Source organism: Ruegeria sp. HKCCD8929, assembly GCF_013031405.1.
GTDB lineage: Bacteria > Pseudomonadota > Alphaproteobacteria > Rhodobacterales > Rhodobacteraceae > Ruegeria.
Window position 1 is genome coordinate 14,700 of the sequence record NZ_WPZY01000039.1, and the last position, 14,812, is coordinate 29,511.

Here is a 14,812-nt window from a genome sequence, read left to right on the forward strand (position 1 = left end):
CATAGCGCCAAACTACACTCTCCTTCGCCTTCCTCGGCGGCCCAGAGGCGACATCCATCGATCGACCTGGCGCCGCCGCACAGTCACCGAAGTGGCCCTTGGCGCACTTAGCAGCGCCAATATCGTTCTGGGTCCGGTCGCCGAAGCTTGGAAAACACCAACCACGCTGTCGTGAGGATAGACACACGGGGGAGCCGGTCAACAACCGTCCCGCTTGGCTCATCTTTCAAGGCAAAACCCGATCAGCAATGGGCATAGGGTGGCGGGCCATGGCCACCGCCGGAACGTAAGCGGAGCGCACGCCGGTAGGTGTCGAGATCGTTGTTGGTGTGAACGAATGTTGAATCGGTTGCCTGCCAGGAGGAATATTCAGTCCATGGTGAGTCGCGCAAGGACGGGCTGGGATCCCCCTGCACGCTGGCCCATACGGCTTTGGTCACCGGTCCGGTAAACAGCGACGGATCAATAACATAGGTTATTTTTCGGCAATAGAGATCGCGCACGCACAGCGTAGGCGCCACATGCCAGCCCCAGAGTACCTCACAATTCGGGTTATTCTTCGACGCCGCGCGAAGACTGCCGCTGATCCACACCTTTGCCGGACTGGCCCCGTCGGCGATCATCAGACGGCACATTTCATGAGCCCGCGCCCAACAGCCATCGTCGGGATACATGAACGGGATACACGGCGCGGATGCGGTGAGCGGAGGGCAATTCTTTGAGGCGACGAGCGCAAACAACTCCTGGGCTCGCCGCAGTGACACACAGGGGTCATTAAAGACTGTATACCGTCGGAACCAGCAAAAGAACCAATACAAGAACCATTGGTAGACAGGGTAAAGCCGGTCCCTGATCCATTTAAGAACACGGCGCGCCGGAGATCTGTAAGAAAAATCCAGGGTCAGCGCGCCTCCGCGAAAGGGCCGGACATCGACAATCTCATGGTCATCGGTTTCGGTGACAAACAGCAGGCTGTCGGCAGCACTCTCATCGCTCAGGGCAACAAGCAGGCTGTCGAAGTCGGGATTCTTGCGGCGCAGAAAATGCCGCGCGTGGGATGTCTCCAGCGACACCTCCACGTCGCCCTCGATGTTCGCAGTCACCACCAGCACCCGTGTGATCATCGGCAGCAGGATGTCAATGATGCTCTCACCGGCTTCATCAAGTGCCGCATAAACCGGTTGCTTGGCACGCATCAGATCGTCGAGCAAATCGAGATGCAGTGCCGCATGTTCGGACCGGGTTACAACCGCCTGGCCTCCATCGGCAAATTTCACGATGTAGGATTTCGGTCCGCCTTTTGAAAAAAGGTTTTCCACCGGGCGCTCAATCTTGGGATCAATATCGACAACATAGTCGACGATGAAACGAGACTGGGACGATGTTTCTGCCATGGCTGGCGCTCCTAACCATGGTTAGTGTATCAATTATTTGAACGATGGTGAAGTTTCCGCAGGCGAGATTACACAACCGCGCAATTGCCGACTTAATGCCATTTTTGACTCGAAGAATGGACAAGATGGTGTCCGCGCGCATGGCGTAGTGTCAGCGGTGCTGCCGGTATAGTCCAGGTGGTCATCGAAGTGTTTGGTCGTGGTGGAGTTTCGCGGCTTCAACCACCACCCACACGGCGACCACTCGCCCTTCGTGGCCGGCCCATAGCCGACCTTCGATGGGCCTTCGAGGTGCTGCAATACGCCCGCAAATCCGGACATTTGCCGCAAGCGCGAAATGCGGGAAGCCGGGAATTCACGTGACAGGTGACAAAGCGCAATTTCACGGCATGCCCACCACTGGCTGCTTCAGGAGACTCATTATCCCTGTGAACAACTGAAACATGGTAATTTGCTAATCCGGTTTCTGTGGAGTAGGAAGTTTGCGATACTGAGTGTTCCACCGCCAACTAGTCGACACTACACCCTGTGCCACCTATCCCATCATCTGTACCGGGATCAATCGACGGGCATTCCTGCCCGCTGTTGTCGATTGCCTCCTCGATAACAACAGGAGCCTCTACGACTGGTTCTTCCAGGTTCTCAGTTCCTGAACAGGCCGTCAGGACGAGCAGGAAAAGGCAGTATCTGGCGTTTCTCATTCGGTCTTGTCCCATTGACGATAGAAGTAGGCTCCAGCGCGGAACCTATATTCTGAATCGGTTTTATTTTCTGCTTTCATGCCAGCTGCTTTATCAGCGAGTGATTCAAGTACTGCCATCTGCGCACGATTATGTTCTTTTTCCAAATCCAGCACCTGTTCCTTGGTCAGGCCGCCATAGTGCACTGCACGTTCAAAATAAGGGGGGGTCTCGCCCATGACATTATCGGTTGCGGCGGACATATGATCCCCAAGGTTGCGTGTCAGGTAGGCTAGTTGATCCTCGGATCCTGCAAGCGGTTGATAAGACGTTTGGCGCAACCGCAGCATGTCATTGTCGATAGATTCTACCGTTCCCGCATTGAGCAACGTATCGAGCATCGTTCGAGGATGAACATCCTTTCGAATGCCACGAGCGAGAGACTCAAACGAAGGTTTCTCGCCGCTCTTGGGGATATCCTGTGCCAGGTAATCCGGGTCTGTTCGCCACCGTTGAATCAGTGTGGCCAAATGGTTGGAACGCGTTTGTAAGGGTGGTTCCGACTTTAACCGCGCAATGTCTCGCCTTTGCAGGCCGGTCAGAACTGAGATGCGGCTGTCTGTTACCCTCCCTTCTGACTGTTTAATCGCAGCAGCAATGTAATGCGTCTTTAGACGCTCCATCAGCTCAGGGAACAGTACGCCGCGCGCAACCATGAGACGCGCGAACGGTGCAAAGAGTGTATCCAGTAAATCAGCCATATGTGCTATATGCACATTTTTCTTGACGTCAGCAAGACTCCGTGAAATGCGTAATTTGCACATTTTTGGAGAACTGCTGATGAAACCCTTCAAATCCAGAGAGTCAAAAACTGCCGGCGCTATCTTTGGTACCGCACTGATCGGCTTGGTTCTTTCAGGCTGCGCGGACGTTGCCGCCACCGGAAATCTGGAAAAGCCCGTCGCGGAAACCCCGGCTGTCGTTGAGGAATCGGTGGCGGTTTCGGGACCTTTGCCAGCATCGCAACCTGTCAGGTCTGCTCCGCGTCAAGGCGTGCTGACGGCAGGCGACATAGATGACTCGCTTAACCTGGCCACGTTTGTCTCACTGCAATCAAAAGCATCCAAAGCGCTGGGGCTTCCTCGCGCGGATTTGTCCACACCGGTTCTGGCAACTTTTGTGGGAGAGGACAACGAACCAGCCCCGGGTGTTCGCTTCACACTCAGAAAACCAGATTTCGCTCAACCTTTCTATGACGGGGTTTCTGGTGTGGATGGGGCCGTCAGCGTATTCCCCGCGGCGTTGGGCGCCGGACGGATCCCTGAAGTTGAAATACGGGCATTCACGGAGGGATCAGATGCTCAGATTACCCAAGTCCTCAAAAACAATGGAACCCGACAAATTGTAAGAGTTCCCGGGAACCAGACCTGGCAGCCCGATTTTCTGGATTTGGCCTTCGTCATCGATACCACAGGCAGCATGGGCGACGAAATGGAATGGCTGCTGAAAGATCTGAGTTCCATTCTGCGGCAGGCCAAGCGAAGCGCGAGCGATATCAATATCCGGCTTGGTCTCGTGGTCTATAAATCGAGGGGAGACCGCTATGTGGTCAAAAGCTACGGGTTTACCAGAAGTCAGAAGCAGTTCCGCAATTGGCTCAGTGGTGAGCTGCCGACAAGCGGGGGAAGTGGTTATCCCGAGGCAGTCGCAGACGCGTTGGAAGCCGGTGTATCCCTGAACTGGCGCCGAGGGCGCGGCGAGCGCCTCTTGTTCCAGATCGGGGACGAGCCACCCCATCCCACGCAAACCCGAACCTATTTGAATGCAGCGCGGGACGCGACGCTGAAGGGCGTCCAGATATTCAGCGTCGAAGCCAGTAGCCAAGGACCCCATCTTGAATATCTTATGAGACAGGGCGCGCTGGTGTCCAACGGGCGGTACATATTCCTGACCGATGATAGCGGTGTCGGGTTTGCTCATAGCGAACCGTCTACTACCTGCTACCGCGTGACCCGTCTAAACGACCTAATGGTTCGTGTCATTCAAAGCGAGCTCCAAGGGCATCGCATTGAGGCACCAAGCCGGGATGTTATCCGAGAAGTTGGAAGCTATCGGAGTGGCGTTTGTCTGAACTAGAGAGGAGGTCGAAACGCTGGCTTGATATGTCTTGACGGCTTAATGGCAGACTTCCAAAACTCAAGCCGCTACATCTACACACCGGTTACCTTTGTCCCGCTCTGCCGTCGTTGCCGCTGCATGACCCGCCATGAAGCCCGACCAAATCCGTCAGATGACCGGTGTGAGCCCAACTAGTACCTTGGGTTTTCTCGCTGCGGGCTCTCGCGGCATAAAAAATGCTGCGTGAGCAAAAGAACCAGCGCCGCCATGCAGCGGAGAAACCGGCCATCCATGCAATCCGCAGCAAGGATCAGTCGTCGAATTCACAGGTCGCGGGAAAAACTCGACCTTGATCTCATATATTTGAACGGTAGCTCTGCCCGACATTGAATTGGCCGAGCACATTTACTTTGTTCTGCTCAGCCAGAAGTGGACCTGTCACGATTTGATGCCGCCCCAAGTTCTCATTTATGCAGCCTGAGCCTCGAAGGCCAAGGGGCTTTTCCAGCCAAGGGCTGAGTGCCGTCGGCGCGGATTATAGAAGCCGTTGATGTATTCGAAGATCGCCATCTCGGCCGTTCGGCGTGTGGGCCAGGATCGCTGCCACAAGAGCTCCGCCTTGATCGTCTTGAAGAAAGTCTCAACTGCTGCGTTGTCATAGCAATTCCCGGTTCCGCTCATCGACACTCTGAAGCCGTTCTGACGCATCATCTTCTGGTAGTCGTGGGAGCAGTATTGGCTGCCGCGATCCGTATGATGGATGCAGCCCTTGGGCGGTTGCCGCAGCGCTACAGCCATTTTCAAAGCCCTGATTGCGAGATCACGCTTCATCCGGTTACTGACAGCCCAGCCGATCACACGTCGAGAATGCAGGTCGAGGATGACCGCCAGATAAAGCCAGCCTTCCCGCGTCCACACATAGCTGATGTCGCCTGCCCATTTCTGGTTCGGACGGGCCGCCGAGAAGTCGCGGTTCAGCAGGTTCGGCGCGATGTTGAAGCGATGATTGCTGTCGGTCGTGGCCTTGAACTTCTTGTTCCGTTTCACGGCAATGCCGTTGTCACGCATCAAGCGGCCGACGCGGCGATGGCCGACATCCAACCCCAGTTCCTTCAATTCCTCGGTCATGCGCGGGCGGCCATAGCTTTCCAGAGATAGGGCAAACTGTTCACGGATGTGAGCCAGAACAACCATGTCCTTACGCTGGCTCCGGCTGAGCGGACGACTGCGGTAAGCCCGATACCCTCTCGGACTGACGTCCATGATCCGGCACATCCGCTCGATTGGCAGCATGCCCCTGTTCTTTGCGATGAAAGCAAACCTCATTTGCTTCGCTCCGCAAAAAACTGGGTGGCCTTTTTTAGCACCTCCCTCTCCTCCCGAAGCATACGGTTCTCTTTCCGCAGCTCGGCGATCTCACGTTCAAGATCGGATTGGATGGTGGATTTCTCGGGGTTGCGCTGGTCTTGCTGAATCCAGCGGTTCAGCGTCGAGAAGCCAATGCCGAAATCCCCAGCCACCTGTTTACGCGGCAGGCCGCTCGTCAAAGCTACGCGCACTGCTTCTGCACGGAATTCCTCGGTTGGTCGTGATGCCATCTGTGTTCTCCTTTGCGACACGATACGTGGTCAAAGGAGCGGCACAATCCCGCGACAGGTCCAATCAGTGACATCACGCGGCATGAGATATGAAACGTGCAATTTTTGTTCTAGCAGCGCTTTACGTGCTCAGTTATGTGGGGATAAGGGCACTAAATTCAGAGGTTTGGTCCAACGATGGTCAAACATATGTCATCTACCCCAAGAACCCAATTGGGGTCTACTATGCTTATCGTCCGCTTTCATATTTGGACAGCTTTCTCACCGGAACGCGCTCTCACATCGGCCCGCATCAATAACGGCTTAGCCACGCTCCGCCGAGTTACTTAAAGTCGCAATGACCTACGCGGAATGCCTTCGACTAACCTTTCTTGATCTTCAAAGCTGGTTGATACTCCTGGTCGGGCTGGCTTGTGCTCTGGTCCTCAAGAAGCTCGCCATGCCGCGCGCCGCCATGTTAGCGGCTGTCGTAGCGATGGTGTTTGCCGTGTCATGGGCGTACTTTTTCTATCAGCTTAGCTGTGTAGAGCTTTATGAAGGGTAGTGGTCGGCGACACACACCCGGCCCGAGAACAGCAATGCCGTCATCGACGTCTCAATGTCGAGCGCCACGGCTCAACGGAACCAGTAGTCCCAACCATCCAGGTAATAGCCGATCAGGGCGTGCGATTGCAGTGTGTTCACGTCGGCTTTGATCCGGTCAATATCTTCGCCAAACACCTGTGCCGCGCGCCACACATCGTTATTAAGGTAGCTCAGCCCGTCCGGCAGTTCGATCTTGCGATCAGAGATCGGCTCGAATGCGGCCAGTACGAAGCCCCATTGGCCAAAGCTGGGCACATAACTGTGATAAGGCACCGTGTGCAGCCCCTGCCCCGGCTTCTGCGGGTTGCGGCTGGATTCGATCGTCTCAACCACCGACCAAAAGGCCTGCCGGGCAAAAAAGGGTGACCCGGCCTGCGTGACAAAGACCCCCTGCCCGCTCAGCCGTTCGGCCAGCAGACCATAGAACTGCCTTGTATAGAGCCGCGACAGAGCGATGTTTTTGGGGTCCGGCAAATCAATGATGACAACGTCGTAAACGCGCGTGTCGCGCTCAAGAAACTTCCAGGCATCTTCGTTGACAACCGTCACGCGTGCGTCCCGCAGCGCGTTGGCACTCAAAACAGCCAGTTCATCGTGATCACGAAACAGCGCGGTCACGCGCGGATCGAGGTCCACCAGCGTCACGGCCTGGACACCGTGATAGCGCAACAGCTCGCGCACGGCCATGCCATCGCCGCCGCCAAGGATCAGCACATTGGCCCGGCGCGGGGCGAGGGCCATCGCCGGATGCACCAGCGGTTCGTGATAACGGCGCTCGTCCAGGGAATCGAACTGGATGGAATGATCCAGAAACAGGCGCACCCGGTCGCGGTACCGGGTCACCGTGATCTGCTGATACGGTGTGGCCTCGGACAGGATGATGTCGTCCTCGAACAACTCGGCCTCAGTCACGGAAACCAGCCGTTCCGACAGGACCAACGCCCCCAGAGTCGCTACAAAGGCCAGCGCCCAGACAGCCACCTGCATCCGCGTGGCCCATTCGCGAAACACCAGCAACGACAGCCCGGCCACCGCGAGGTTCAGCCCGCCAAAGGCGAGGCTGGCCGACATAAGCCCCAGATGCGGGATGACAAACAGCGGAAAGGCCAGCGAAGCGACCAGCGCGCCGACATAGTCTGCGCTCAGCACGTTTTCAAAGCGGAACTTCAGCGCACCGATCTCTTCCAGAACCCGGGCGATCAGCGGGATCTCCATCCCCGACAGAATGCCGATGGCGATCAGCGTAGCATAGAGCGGCAAGGCCACATGCCCCATCCAGGCATAGTTCAGAAACAGCACCGGTGCCATGAACCCACCCACAACGCCCAACAGGATCTGCGCCCAGACAAAACCGGAAAACGCCCGAGTGACAAAACGCGAGAGCCAGGCCCCTACCCCCATCGCCGACAGAAAGATACCGATCACCAGCGAGAACTGCCGCACGGAATCGCCCAGAAGATAACTGGACAGCGTGGCGGCGATCAGCTCGTAGATCAGCCCGGCAACGGCAATCAGAAAGGTCGCGGCCAGCAACCACGCGGCGCGGGCCTCGACCGCGCGGGTCGCGGTCATGATACGATGACAGCCGCGATGATGATTGAGACAGCCACGAACAGCAAACCGATCAGGATCGCCAGCGCGACGTTCTGATCCTTTTCGATCTCTCGCACGACGGAAAACGGTGTCATCCAGTCGATGACCTTCCACACACCCCACATCAGCGTCACACCCAGGAAGGTATAGAAGATGGTGCTGATGATCTCTGCGATTTGAATTGCTGCCAGATAATCCATTGATTCCTCATTATTTTATCCGATTTGATCGATAGTACCCGCCGCCACCACTGCCAACCCGCACAGATGTGTCCAGATCGCGGCTTTCGGCACCGTACCCCTGCCACGCGACATAGCCCGTCGCCGCAACCGCCGTGGTCGAAATGACAATGAAAACGATTCTGAATAAGGTCACGTCAATCCTCGTCTACCCAATCCGTGCCTGACCACCGTGCACGCTGGTGCAGCCACTTACGTCCGAATTGATAAAGGAACAACACCCCGAACGCCCCCGCCAGCGCAAAGGCCCAATACCCGCTGGACAGGCCGGTTCTGACATTGACCGTCAGTTGATTGAACGGGCGGTCGGGCACAAAGCCCACACCGCGACCGGTCCAAAGGCCCTGCTCAGGCACGTCCAGAGCCAGAACGTAGTCGCCGCTGTGCTCAGGCCGGAACTTCAGGCTGGCCCGTGCCGTACCTTCGCGCCACGAGCCATCCGCATCACGACCACTGTAGTATTCGATCGTGCGGCCCGCCTGAAACACAGGTGCCCCTTCAGGGTCGAGGAGCTCCAGATCCAGATAGGCCCAGCTGTTTTCCACATCCCCGGTAAACGATATCCGTGTCAGTTGACTGTCGGCCCGCAGCGGGATCGTGATTTCAACCGGCAGCTGGCTGGCAGCGACGTTGTGGTTGTACAATACTGATTGCCCGGATCTCGCGGAGAAGAAAAACGCCATAAACAAGCAGACGACGGCAAACCCCAAAGAGGTGACCAACAAGAAGCCATAATTCGGACCCTCGACGAAGGGTTGCAGCGGATGGGTTCGATATGGCTTTAGATTGAGAGTAAGGCCAAATGCGGCTTCGGCGGCCTCTCTCGGAACGTAGACCGAGCGATAGGTTTCGCGTTCTGATCCGGTTGTCGAAAACCCCAGCATGGCCGCGTTTGACATCGCCGAGATGGTAGTGGTCTGTTCACCGAATTTCGGGTGCCACGTAAACTCACCCTCGACATAGGTGATCGTGCTCGAAGTGGTTTCAAAATACCGAAAACGCTCACCTCCGGCATACGCGATTGGCGGGTGTTCCGAAATCTCCACCTGCCGCTCGGATATCCAGCCCGGCCCGCGATAACGTCGTGAAAACACCAGATGCCCGGCGTCCAGCGTCAGCCACGCATAACCATGTGTCGCCGAATAAAGCTGATGATCGATCCATTTGTAGACTCGTCCACCCCATTGCTCGGAGTGCTCGATCAGGCCGATGACGGTGAACTCAACGCCAAAGAGCGTTCCCATCATGCCGATCGACAATGGCGTATCCGGGCGCTTCAGATCTTTGAACTGCCGCAGCGTCTTGTAATTGTCCTGTGCATCGAGTTCCGCCCCGCAATAAGGGCAGATCTGGACGACCACCCTGCCCCCGCCCAGCACATCCAGACCGGCTCCGCAGCAAGTGCAGTTGATCGACAAAAGTTCGGGGTTTCTGGTCATGACTGCCGGTCAACCTTTACGTCAAACGGATCGTACCAGCGGCCGTAGAACCACAGGGCATTATCATCCCAGAACTCTCCTGAGAGCAGAGCGTCATCTCCGGCGGACGCGTTCACGAATTCATGGGTCTCGCCAACCTGAATGACCTCGTCAACTTGACCGCGCAACGCTATGCACTCGGCGGTTTCAACCTCACTCACCGTGAACGTCGCTGCGTCGAAATCCAAGGTCTCACCAGGTTTGAATGGCGGCTTGAATTTCGGCGCATCCTGCCCCCGCAGCCGGACCTGTCGGACAACGTCCCCTTCATCGACCGAAATCCAGCACGACCCCCCTGCCCCAGCGACCCCGCAGAACTCATCCCAGAAACCCCGGCCATAGGAATAGCGCGCGTGGCCAAGGATCAATGTCGACGTTTGGCCCAGTTGCACCCGATCACCAATTCCGAACAAATGCGGGGCGTCATGCATCTCGCCCTGTTCGCCGGCCAACGTGACATGCGCGTCGTGGACCATCAATGTGGTGCCGCAAGACCGGCAGGTTACGACCTTAACCAGCTCCAACAAAATCGGGCATTCCGTACCGCAATTCGGACAGCTCAAATTCTTCATGCCTTCAAGTCACCCAATCGCTGAGAAAGTGCAAGCTGCGAATGGCTTTCGGATGGTTGACAGCTGTCAACTGTGATGCTGAATCAGCTACGGCCCAGATGTTGACAGTTGTCAACTCAGGCCGCCGCACGGCCCGCGCCGTTCAGCAGCGCCATCACCATCGGCCCGGGTGAGAACGCCCCAAGCGCCGACTTGGCAGCCAAAGCCCGCAGATAACCACCGGGGCTGTTGATCTCGCTGAACCGTTGCAGGATACAGGCCACCGTCACGGCGGCGGTTTCCGGGCCCATAAGCTCCTGCGCCTCGTGCCAGGCTGAGGGGCTGATCCCCATCATCCCGCGTACATAGCCGGCGGCGACCACCAGATCGCGCCATTCGCGCGGTTCGCGTTCGCAATAAGGTAGGATATCAGGACAAGCCTTGGCGATCAGCGGTAGGGGTACCCTTGGCAAAGCGCGGTCCGGTCTCTTCTGAACGCTCCCGTCACCGTCGCCCTTGTCCTTTTCAGGGCAATGTTCAGATTCAAGAGTATCTGGTTTTGAACTCTGATACTGCCGCTCAGATTCACTGCCATTGCCGCTCATTTCTTCTGTTTTTAATGCCAGTAGAGACTGGATATCCCCAAGAATATCGGAGGTCTGACGCTGCAAATCCGACAGGTCGTCAAAATCTAGCTTTCGGCGCATCCGCTTGTGAACCTCTAACAGGGCTGCCAGCAAAGCCTCCCAATCGCCGGGCAGGGCATTCTCTTGCCCGTAGAGTGTCAGTTTCAGTGCGTCGCGTTTTAGCAGAGACAGCTTTTCACGGGCCGCCGCCAGGCTGGCCTGATCGGCACGGGTTTGCTGGGCGGCCTGCGTGATCTGCCCGGCACGCATCAGCAAAGGGCGCAGGTCAAAGCCAAAAGCACGATCAATCTCTCCGTCCGCCCCGCGACGAACGTAGCGCTTACCGTTGGGGCTGTCATGGCGAGCAATCAGCCTCGCATGGACAAGTGCCGCCAAATGCCGGCGCAAGGTACTTTCGGCCATACCATGAGCGCGTTCAGACAGCGCCACGTTTGACGGGAACACGATCAGGCTGTCATTATCTGACAGCGCCGCGTTCGGATGAAATGAAACCAGCGCGTTCAACACCGTCAGATCTCGATCCGTCACCTCAAAGGCGCGCCGGGCAGTGCACAGATCGCGCAACAGCTCCCATTTGTCGATATGCGGAATTTCCGGAGCAGCCTGGATGGCAACTGCTTGTTCAATCAGACCAGCCGTCACTGGTCGCCGCCCGAAGGGCGTCGTTGTAATGTGTTCCATGTGCTGTCACGAGACAAAACTTTTTTACCCGTCGGATTCGACGCCAGTTGACAACCGTCAACTCAAAGCCATAGAATCGGAGGTGCTAAATCACCAATTCAGGCCTCTTGGAACTTCGGTTCTGAGGGGTCTTTTCTTTCCGTCCTGTCTGTTTCGTGCCTCCTTGTAGCTGCTCCACGAATTTCCCGCTTACGCGGTCACTCATCCCGGCCGGTTTTCCAGCGGTGATGAAGCTCTGAGATATTCTCGACAAGCCAATCCTCGAACCCGTTGGCCTTCTTGGTATTCAGGGTGAGAACCGCCTTGGTTCCACTGCGACGTAGCTGACCCAGCTCTGTTCCATCCGCTCCCGTCAGCGGTGCATCAATGCGGGGGGCAGAGGGTTTCCGGGGGGTAAGGGCGGTCAGAACGGCCTCGAACCGATCATCCGATGTGTCTCCAATTGCGGTATCAATCGCGCGCTGCATCTTGTCCCGCGGCAGCAGATCGGCCAGCTTCAGCCAACGGTCCCTACCCACCGACGGGGCCGCGCCAATCGCCTGGATCAATGCTTCAGGGATACGATCAGACACGGATAACATACGTGAAATCAATGTCTTATCTACATGAAGGGCATCACAGATCACTTTGCGCTCGTATCCCATATCCTGCATCTGTCGGGCGAAATTGACCTTTTCGATAAAGCTCAGATCGCGGCGGGCTGTGTTTTCCTGACCCTGCGCGAGGATCACCGCTCGATCATCCAACACCCGGATCAACGCCTTGACCGGCTGGCCCAATTCGCGCAACGCGGCCACTCGGCGGCGGCCATAAACCACCTGATAGCGTTCGCCGTCATTCGGATTGGGACGTAACAGCACAGGCACTTGTTGGCCGTATTCGCGGATCGACTCGGTCAGCTCAGCTAGCCCGGCGTTTTCCTCCAGCCGGTCCTGCAAGCCACCTTGATCAATCATGCGCGGATCGATCTCCTGCACCGCCCGCGATTTCAGATCAGATATCGACTGGCTAACCGCCCCGATCGCGCCCGAACCATAGCGTGGCTTTGCCACATCTACACGAGAAGGCGCCTCATCGGCTGGCGGGGCAGGGGGTGCGTCCATCAGCCCCTTTAGCAGGTTCTTACGCGCCATTGTTGCGCCCCCATGCAGATTGGACTAGCGATTCAATCTCGCCATTCACGGCGTTCAGGCTTTCCATCGCGCGCTCATAAGTGGCGCGTGTGAACTGTCCTTTCTCCACTTCATACAGGGTTTGTTTGGTGATCCCGGCATCTGAGATTGCAGTGGACTTCAGAACGGGATGGTTTAGGACATGGTCTCCAAACATCGAGCGCATGAAGCTAACCATCTGGTTTTGCGGGCCATCGCCGGGTTCATAGCGCGTCACTACATAGCGCATCCAGTCATAGGACATATTGCCTCCAGCCTCGCTGACGACACCCAGGAGGTTCGAGGTCATCAGCAGGAACTGGCACATTGACATAACGTCCAGCATCTGTGGATGCACCGTTACCAATACGGCGGTGGCCGCCGACAAGGCAGACATCGTAAGAAAACCCAACTGCGGAGGGCAATCGACCACAACAACATCGTAGTCCGGTTCAACCGAGGCCAGCGCACCACCTATTCTTGTAAAAAACAAGTCACCGTCACGCTGCGTCAACGCACGGGGGGTGTCGTGTTCGAACTCCATCAGGTCAAGATTGCCCGGGATGATGTCGAGATTGGTAAAGTAGGTCTTCTGAACCACGTCGCGCAGCGGCACCGGATTATCATAGCGAATCGCGTCATAAAGCGTGCCGCCATCCAGAAGGTCGAACTCTGGTTGAAACCCGTGCAGCGCAGAAAGGCTGGCCTGCGGGTCTAAATCGATCGCCAGCACCTTGTACCCGTCCAACGCCATTTTCTGCGCCAGATGAGCAGCCGTTGTGGTCTTGCCCGAGCCGCCTTTAAAGTTGATGACGGTGATCACCTGCATATGATCACGTTCGCGCCGCCCCGGCAGGTAAGTGCCAGGCGCCTTGGCGCCGACCTCAAGCAACTCGCGCAGGTCCTGGATATCCTCGGGCGAATAATACCGACGCCCTCCCGCGCGCGTCTCGGGAGAGGGGCCGCGCCCATCCAGATGCAGTTTGCGTAAATATGCGTCCTTGACGCCCAACAGCTCGGCCGCCTCGCCGGATGTGAACTTTCGCAGGGACCGTTTTGCATCCGGTGGGAACAGCTGCGCGCGATGTGCCTGCAATCGTTCCGACAGGCGCCGGGCGTGATCACCCACCAGCAGGTCGATGCGTTCCTGTGTATGGTTGGCCTGATTATGGCCTGATCGCTGCGCCGCTGTTAGGGTGGCGCTGGCGGTTGCGTCTTCCATCTCTGCCCTCATTTGGCGCCCCATTGTTACGGTTGTCGCCGTTTTATTCACTGCTTTCCGTAATTAATGGGGCAGAAATCGCGATTCTTGCAAGGGTTTTTTCTATATCCTGTGGCCGCGCAGGGTGATGCCACAATTCCGATTGGCTTGACCCCAGCCAAATAGTATGACTAAGTGTTACCTTGGAGGATCATGATGACCATCAAGACCACACTCAGTTTCACTGATCGGCACCACCGATTCCTCAAGGAAAAGGTGGGGGAGGGGGTGTATGCCTCAGCCTCGGCTGCTGTCGCCGCGGCAGTAGAACGGATGATCGAGGACGAAGAGGCCCGCGAAGTTGCACTGGACGCAATGGCCGATGAAATCCGCCGCCGCGCCAGCACGCCACGCGCCGAGTTCGTCGATCATGATGACGTCTTCACCCCCGCGTTGCGCCGGCTGGACCGCGACGCGTGACGTACCGCTTGCGCTATCATCCGTCGGTGGCGGATGATCTGATGACAATTTCCGAACTGATTGAAGACTACGCCGGCCTTCAGGTCGCGCGACGTAAGCTGGAAGAGATCGCCGCAGTTGCGCAAAGCCTACGCAAACTGCCCCACCGCGGCACACGGCGCGACCATATTCTGCCCGGCCTGCGCGCGATCCCAGCCGCCCGACGAGCTGTGATCGCCTTCACTGTGGATGACCGCGCGCAAGAGGTCCATGTGATGACTATCACCTATGGTGGTGCCGACTGGGTTGCTCGCGTCGGTCGTCGCAGCTGACGCCTCAACTCAAAAGATCGGTTGCGGGATTCTCGGCAATATCGACATCATCATAGTATTTCTGCGCCTGGGCCATTGAGCGGTGCAGTGACAGGCGCATGGCGG

The 14,812-nt window shown here is 57.0% G+C and carries 14 protein-coding genes; 3 read left to right on the plus strand and 11 right to left on the minus strand.

The annotated features are described in order from the left end of the window. Positions 1 to 242 precede the first annotated feature (242 nt). Both GOX53_RS25460 and GOX53_RS25465 read right to left on the minus strand, forming a co-directional pair. Entirely contained in the window at positions 243 to 1,394 is a 1,152-nt protein-coding gene (locus tag GOX53_RS25460; RefSeq protein WP_171181386.1) for a protein-glutamine glutaminase family protein, read from the minus strand. A 697-nt stretch (positions 1,395 to 2,091) separates the two neighbouring features. Next, positions 2,092 to 2,835, minus strand: a complete 744-nt coding sequence (locus GOX53_RS25465) for a DUF6502 family protein (RefSeq protein ID WP_171181388.1) — start codon at positions 2,833 to 2,835, stop codon at positions 2,092 to 2,094. A 79-nt stretch (positions 2,836 to 2,914) separates the two neighbouring features. On the opposite strand from GOX53_RS25465, the gene GOX53_RS25470 reads away from it, so the two are divergent. Then, positions 2,915 to 4,210 (plus strand): vWA domain-containing protein, encoded by a 1,296-nt coding sequence (locus GOX53_RS25470; RefSeq protein ID WP_171181390.1) that lies wholly within the window; start codon positions 2,915 to 2,917, stop codon positions 4,208 to 4,210. Positions 4,211 to 4,660: 450 nt separating this feature from the next. On the opposite strand, the gene GOX53_RS25475 is transcribed toward GOX53_RS25470, so the two are convergent. The 9 genes from GOX53_RS25475 to repA all read right to left on the minus strand — a co-directional run bounded on the left by GOX53_RS25475 (position 4,661) and on the right by repA (position 13,937). Beyond that, a protein-coding gene (locus GOX53_RS25475) for an IS3 family transposase (RefSeq protein WP_171181391.1) occupies positions 4,661 to 5,790 on the minus strand; the annotation gives its coding sequence in 2 pieces (ribosomal slippage) (positions 4,661 to 5,547 and positions 5,547 to 5,790; 1,131 coding nt in all). A 615-nt stretch (positions 5,791 to 6,405) separates the two neighbouring features. Next, positions 6,406 to 7,947 carry a polyamine aminopropyltransferase gene (locus GOX53_RS25480; protein ID WP_171181393.1) on the minus strand — a complete coding sequence of 514 codons (1,542 nt, stop codon included), beginning with the start codon at positions 7,945 to 7,947 and terminating at the stop codon, positions 6,406 to 6,408. Next, positions 7,944 to 8,168 (minus strand): DUF350 domain-containing protein, encoded by a 225-nt coding sequence (locus GOX53_RS25485; protein ID WP_171181395.1) that lies wholly within the window; start codon positions 8,166 to 8,168, stop codon positions 7,944 to 7,946. Before GOX53_RS25485 ends, GOX53_RS25480 begins: the two co-directional genes overlap by 4 nt. Positions 8,169 to 8,178: 10 nt before the next feature. Then, positions 8,179 to 8,343: a hypothetical protein gene (locus GOX53_RS25490; RefSeq protein ID WP_171181397.1), complete on the minus strand. Its 165-nt coding sequence runs from the start codon at positions 8,341 to 8,343 to the stop codon at positions 8,179 to 8,181. Between the two features lies 1 nt (position 8,344). After that, positions 8,345 to 9,646 (minus strand): DUF4178 domain-containing protein, encoded by a 1,302-nt coding sequence (locus GOX53_RS25495; protein WP_171181399.1) that lies wholly within the window; start codon positions 9,644 to 9,646, stop codon positions 8,345 to 8,347. Continuing rightward, entirely contained in the window at positions 9,643 to 10,257 is a 615-nt protein-coding gene (locus GOX53_RS25500; protein WP_171181401.1) for a DUF4178 domain-containing protein, read from the minus strand. The genes GOX53_RS25495 and GOX53_RS25500 overlap by 4 nt, the downstream gene beginning before the upstream one ends. 116 nt (positions 10,258 to 10,373) lie before the next feature. After that, positions 10,374 to 11,564 (minus strand): plasmid replication protein RepC, encoded by a 1,191-nt coding sequence (repC, locus tag GOX53_RS25505; protein ID WP_171181402.1) that lies wholly within the window; start codon positions 11,562 to 11,564, stop codon positions 10,374 to 10,376. Between the two features lie 197 nt (positions 11,565 to 11,761). Next, positions 11,762 to 12,697: a plasmid partitioning protein RepB gene (gene repB, locus GOX53_RS25510; protein ID WP_171181404.1), complete on the minus strand. Its 936-nt coding sequence runs from the start codon at positions 12,695 to 12,697 to the stop codon at positions 11,762 to 11,764. Continuing rightward, complete coding sequence (gene repA, locus GOX53_RS25515) at positions 12,687 to 13,937, minus strand: plasmid partitioning protein RepA (protein ID WP_254446779.1); 1,251 nt, start codon at positions 13,935 to 13,937, stop codon at positions 12,687 to 12,689. The genes repB and repA overlap by 11 nt, the downstream gene beginning before the upstream one ends. Positions 13,938 to 14,132: 195 nt before the next feature. On the opposite strand from repA, the gene GOX53_RS25520 reads away from it, so the two are divergent. Beyond that, complete coding sequence (locus GOX53_RS25520) at positions 14,133 to 14,396, plus strand: type II toxin-antitoxin system ParD family antitoxin (RefSeq protein ID WP_171181406.1); 264 nt, start codon at positions 14,133 to 14,135, stop codon at positions 14,394 to 14,396. After that, a complete protein-coding gene (locus tag GOX53_RS25525) occupies positions 14,393 to 14,707 on the plus strand; it encodes a type II toxin-antitoxin system RelE/ParE family toxin (protein ID WP_171181408.1) in 315 nt (104 codons plus the stop codon). The genes GOX53_RS25520 and GOX53_RS25525 overlap by 4 nt, the downstream gene beginning before the upstream one ends. Positions 14,708 to 14,812 lie beyond the last annotated feature (105 nt).

Bases quoted from the DNA above. Each gene is read 5' to 3' on its own strand.
- GOX53_RS25460 (WP_171181386.1), bottom strand. From the start codon at position 1,394: ATGGCAGAAACATCGTCCCAGTCTCGTTTCATCGTCGACTATGTTGTC.
- GOX53_RS25465 (WP_171181388.1), bottom strand. From the start codon at position 2,835: ATGGCTGATTTACTGGATACACTCTTTGCACCGTTCGCGCGTCTCATG.
- GOX53_RS25470 (WP_171181390.1), top strand. From the start codon at position 2,915: ATGAAACCCTTCAAATCCAGAGAGTCAAAAACTGCCGGCGCTATCTTT.
- GOX53_RS25480 (WP_171181393.1), bottom strand. From the start codon at position 7,947: ATGACCGCGACCCGCGCGGTCGAGGCCCGCGCCGCGTGGTTGCTGGCC.
- GOX53_RS25485 (WP_171181395.1), bottom strand. From the start codon at position 8,168: ATGGATTATCTGGCAGCAATTCAAATCGCAGAGATCATCAGCACCATC.
- GOX53_RS25495 (WP_171181399.1), bottom strand. From the start codon at position 9,646: ATGACCAGAAACCCCGAACTTTTGTCGATCAACTGCACTTGCTGCGGA.
- GOX53_RS25500 (WP_171181401.1), bottom strand. From the start codon at position 10,257: ATGAAGAATTTGAGCTGTCCGAATTGCGGTACGGAATGCCCGATTTTG.
- repC (WP_171181402.1), bottom strand. From the start codon at position 11,564: ATGGAACACATTACAACGACGCCCTTCGGGCGGCGACCAGTGACGGCT.
- repB (WP_171181404.1), bottom strand. From the start codon at position 12,697: ATGGCGCGTAAGAACCTGCTAAAGGGGCTGATGGACGCACCCCCTGCC.
- repA (WP_254446779.1), bottom strand. From the start codon at position 13,937: ATGGAAGACGCAACCGCCAGCGCCACCCTAACAGCGGCGCAGCGATCA.
- GOX53_RS25520 (WP_171181406.1), top strand. From the start codon at position 14,133: ATGACCATCAAGACCACACTCAGTTTCACTGATCGGCACCACCGATTC.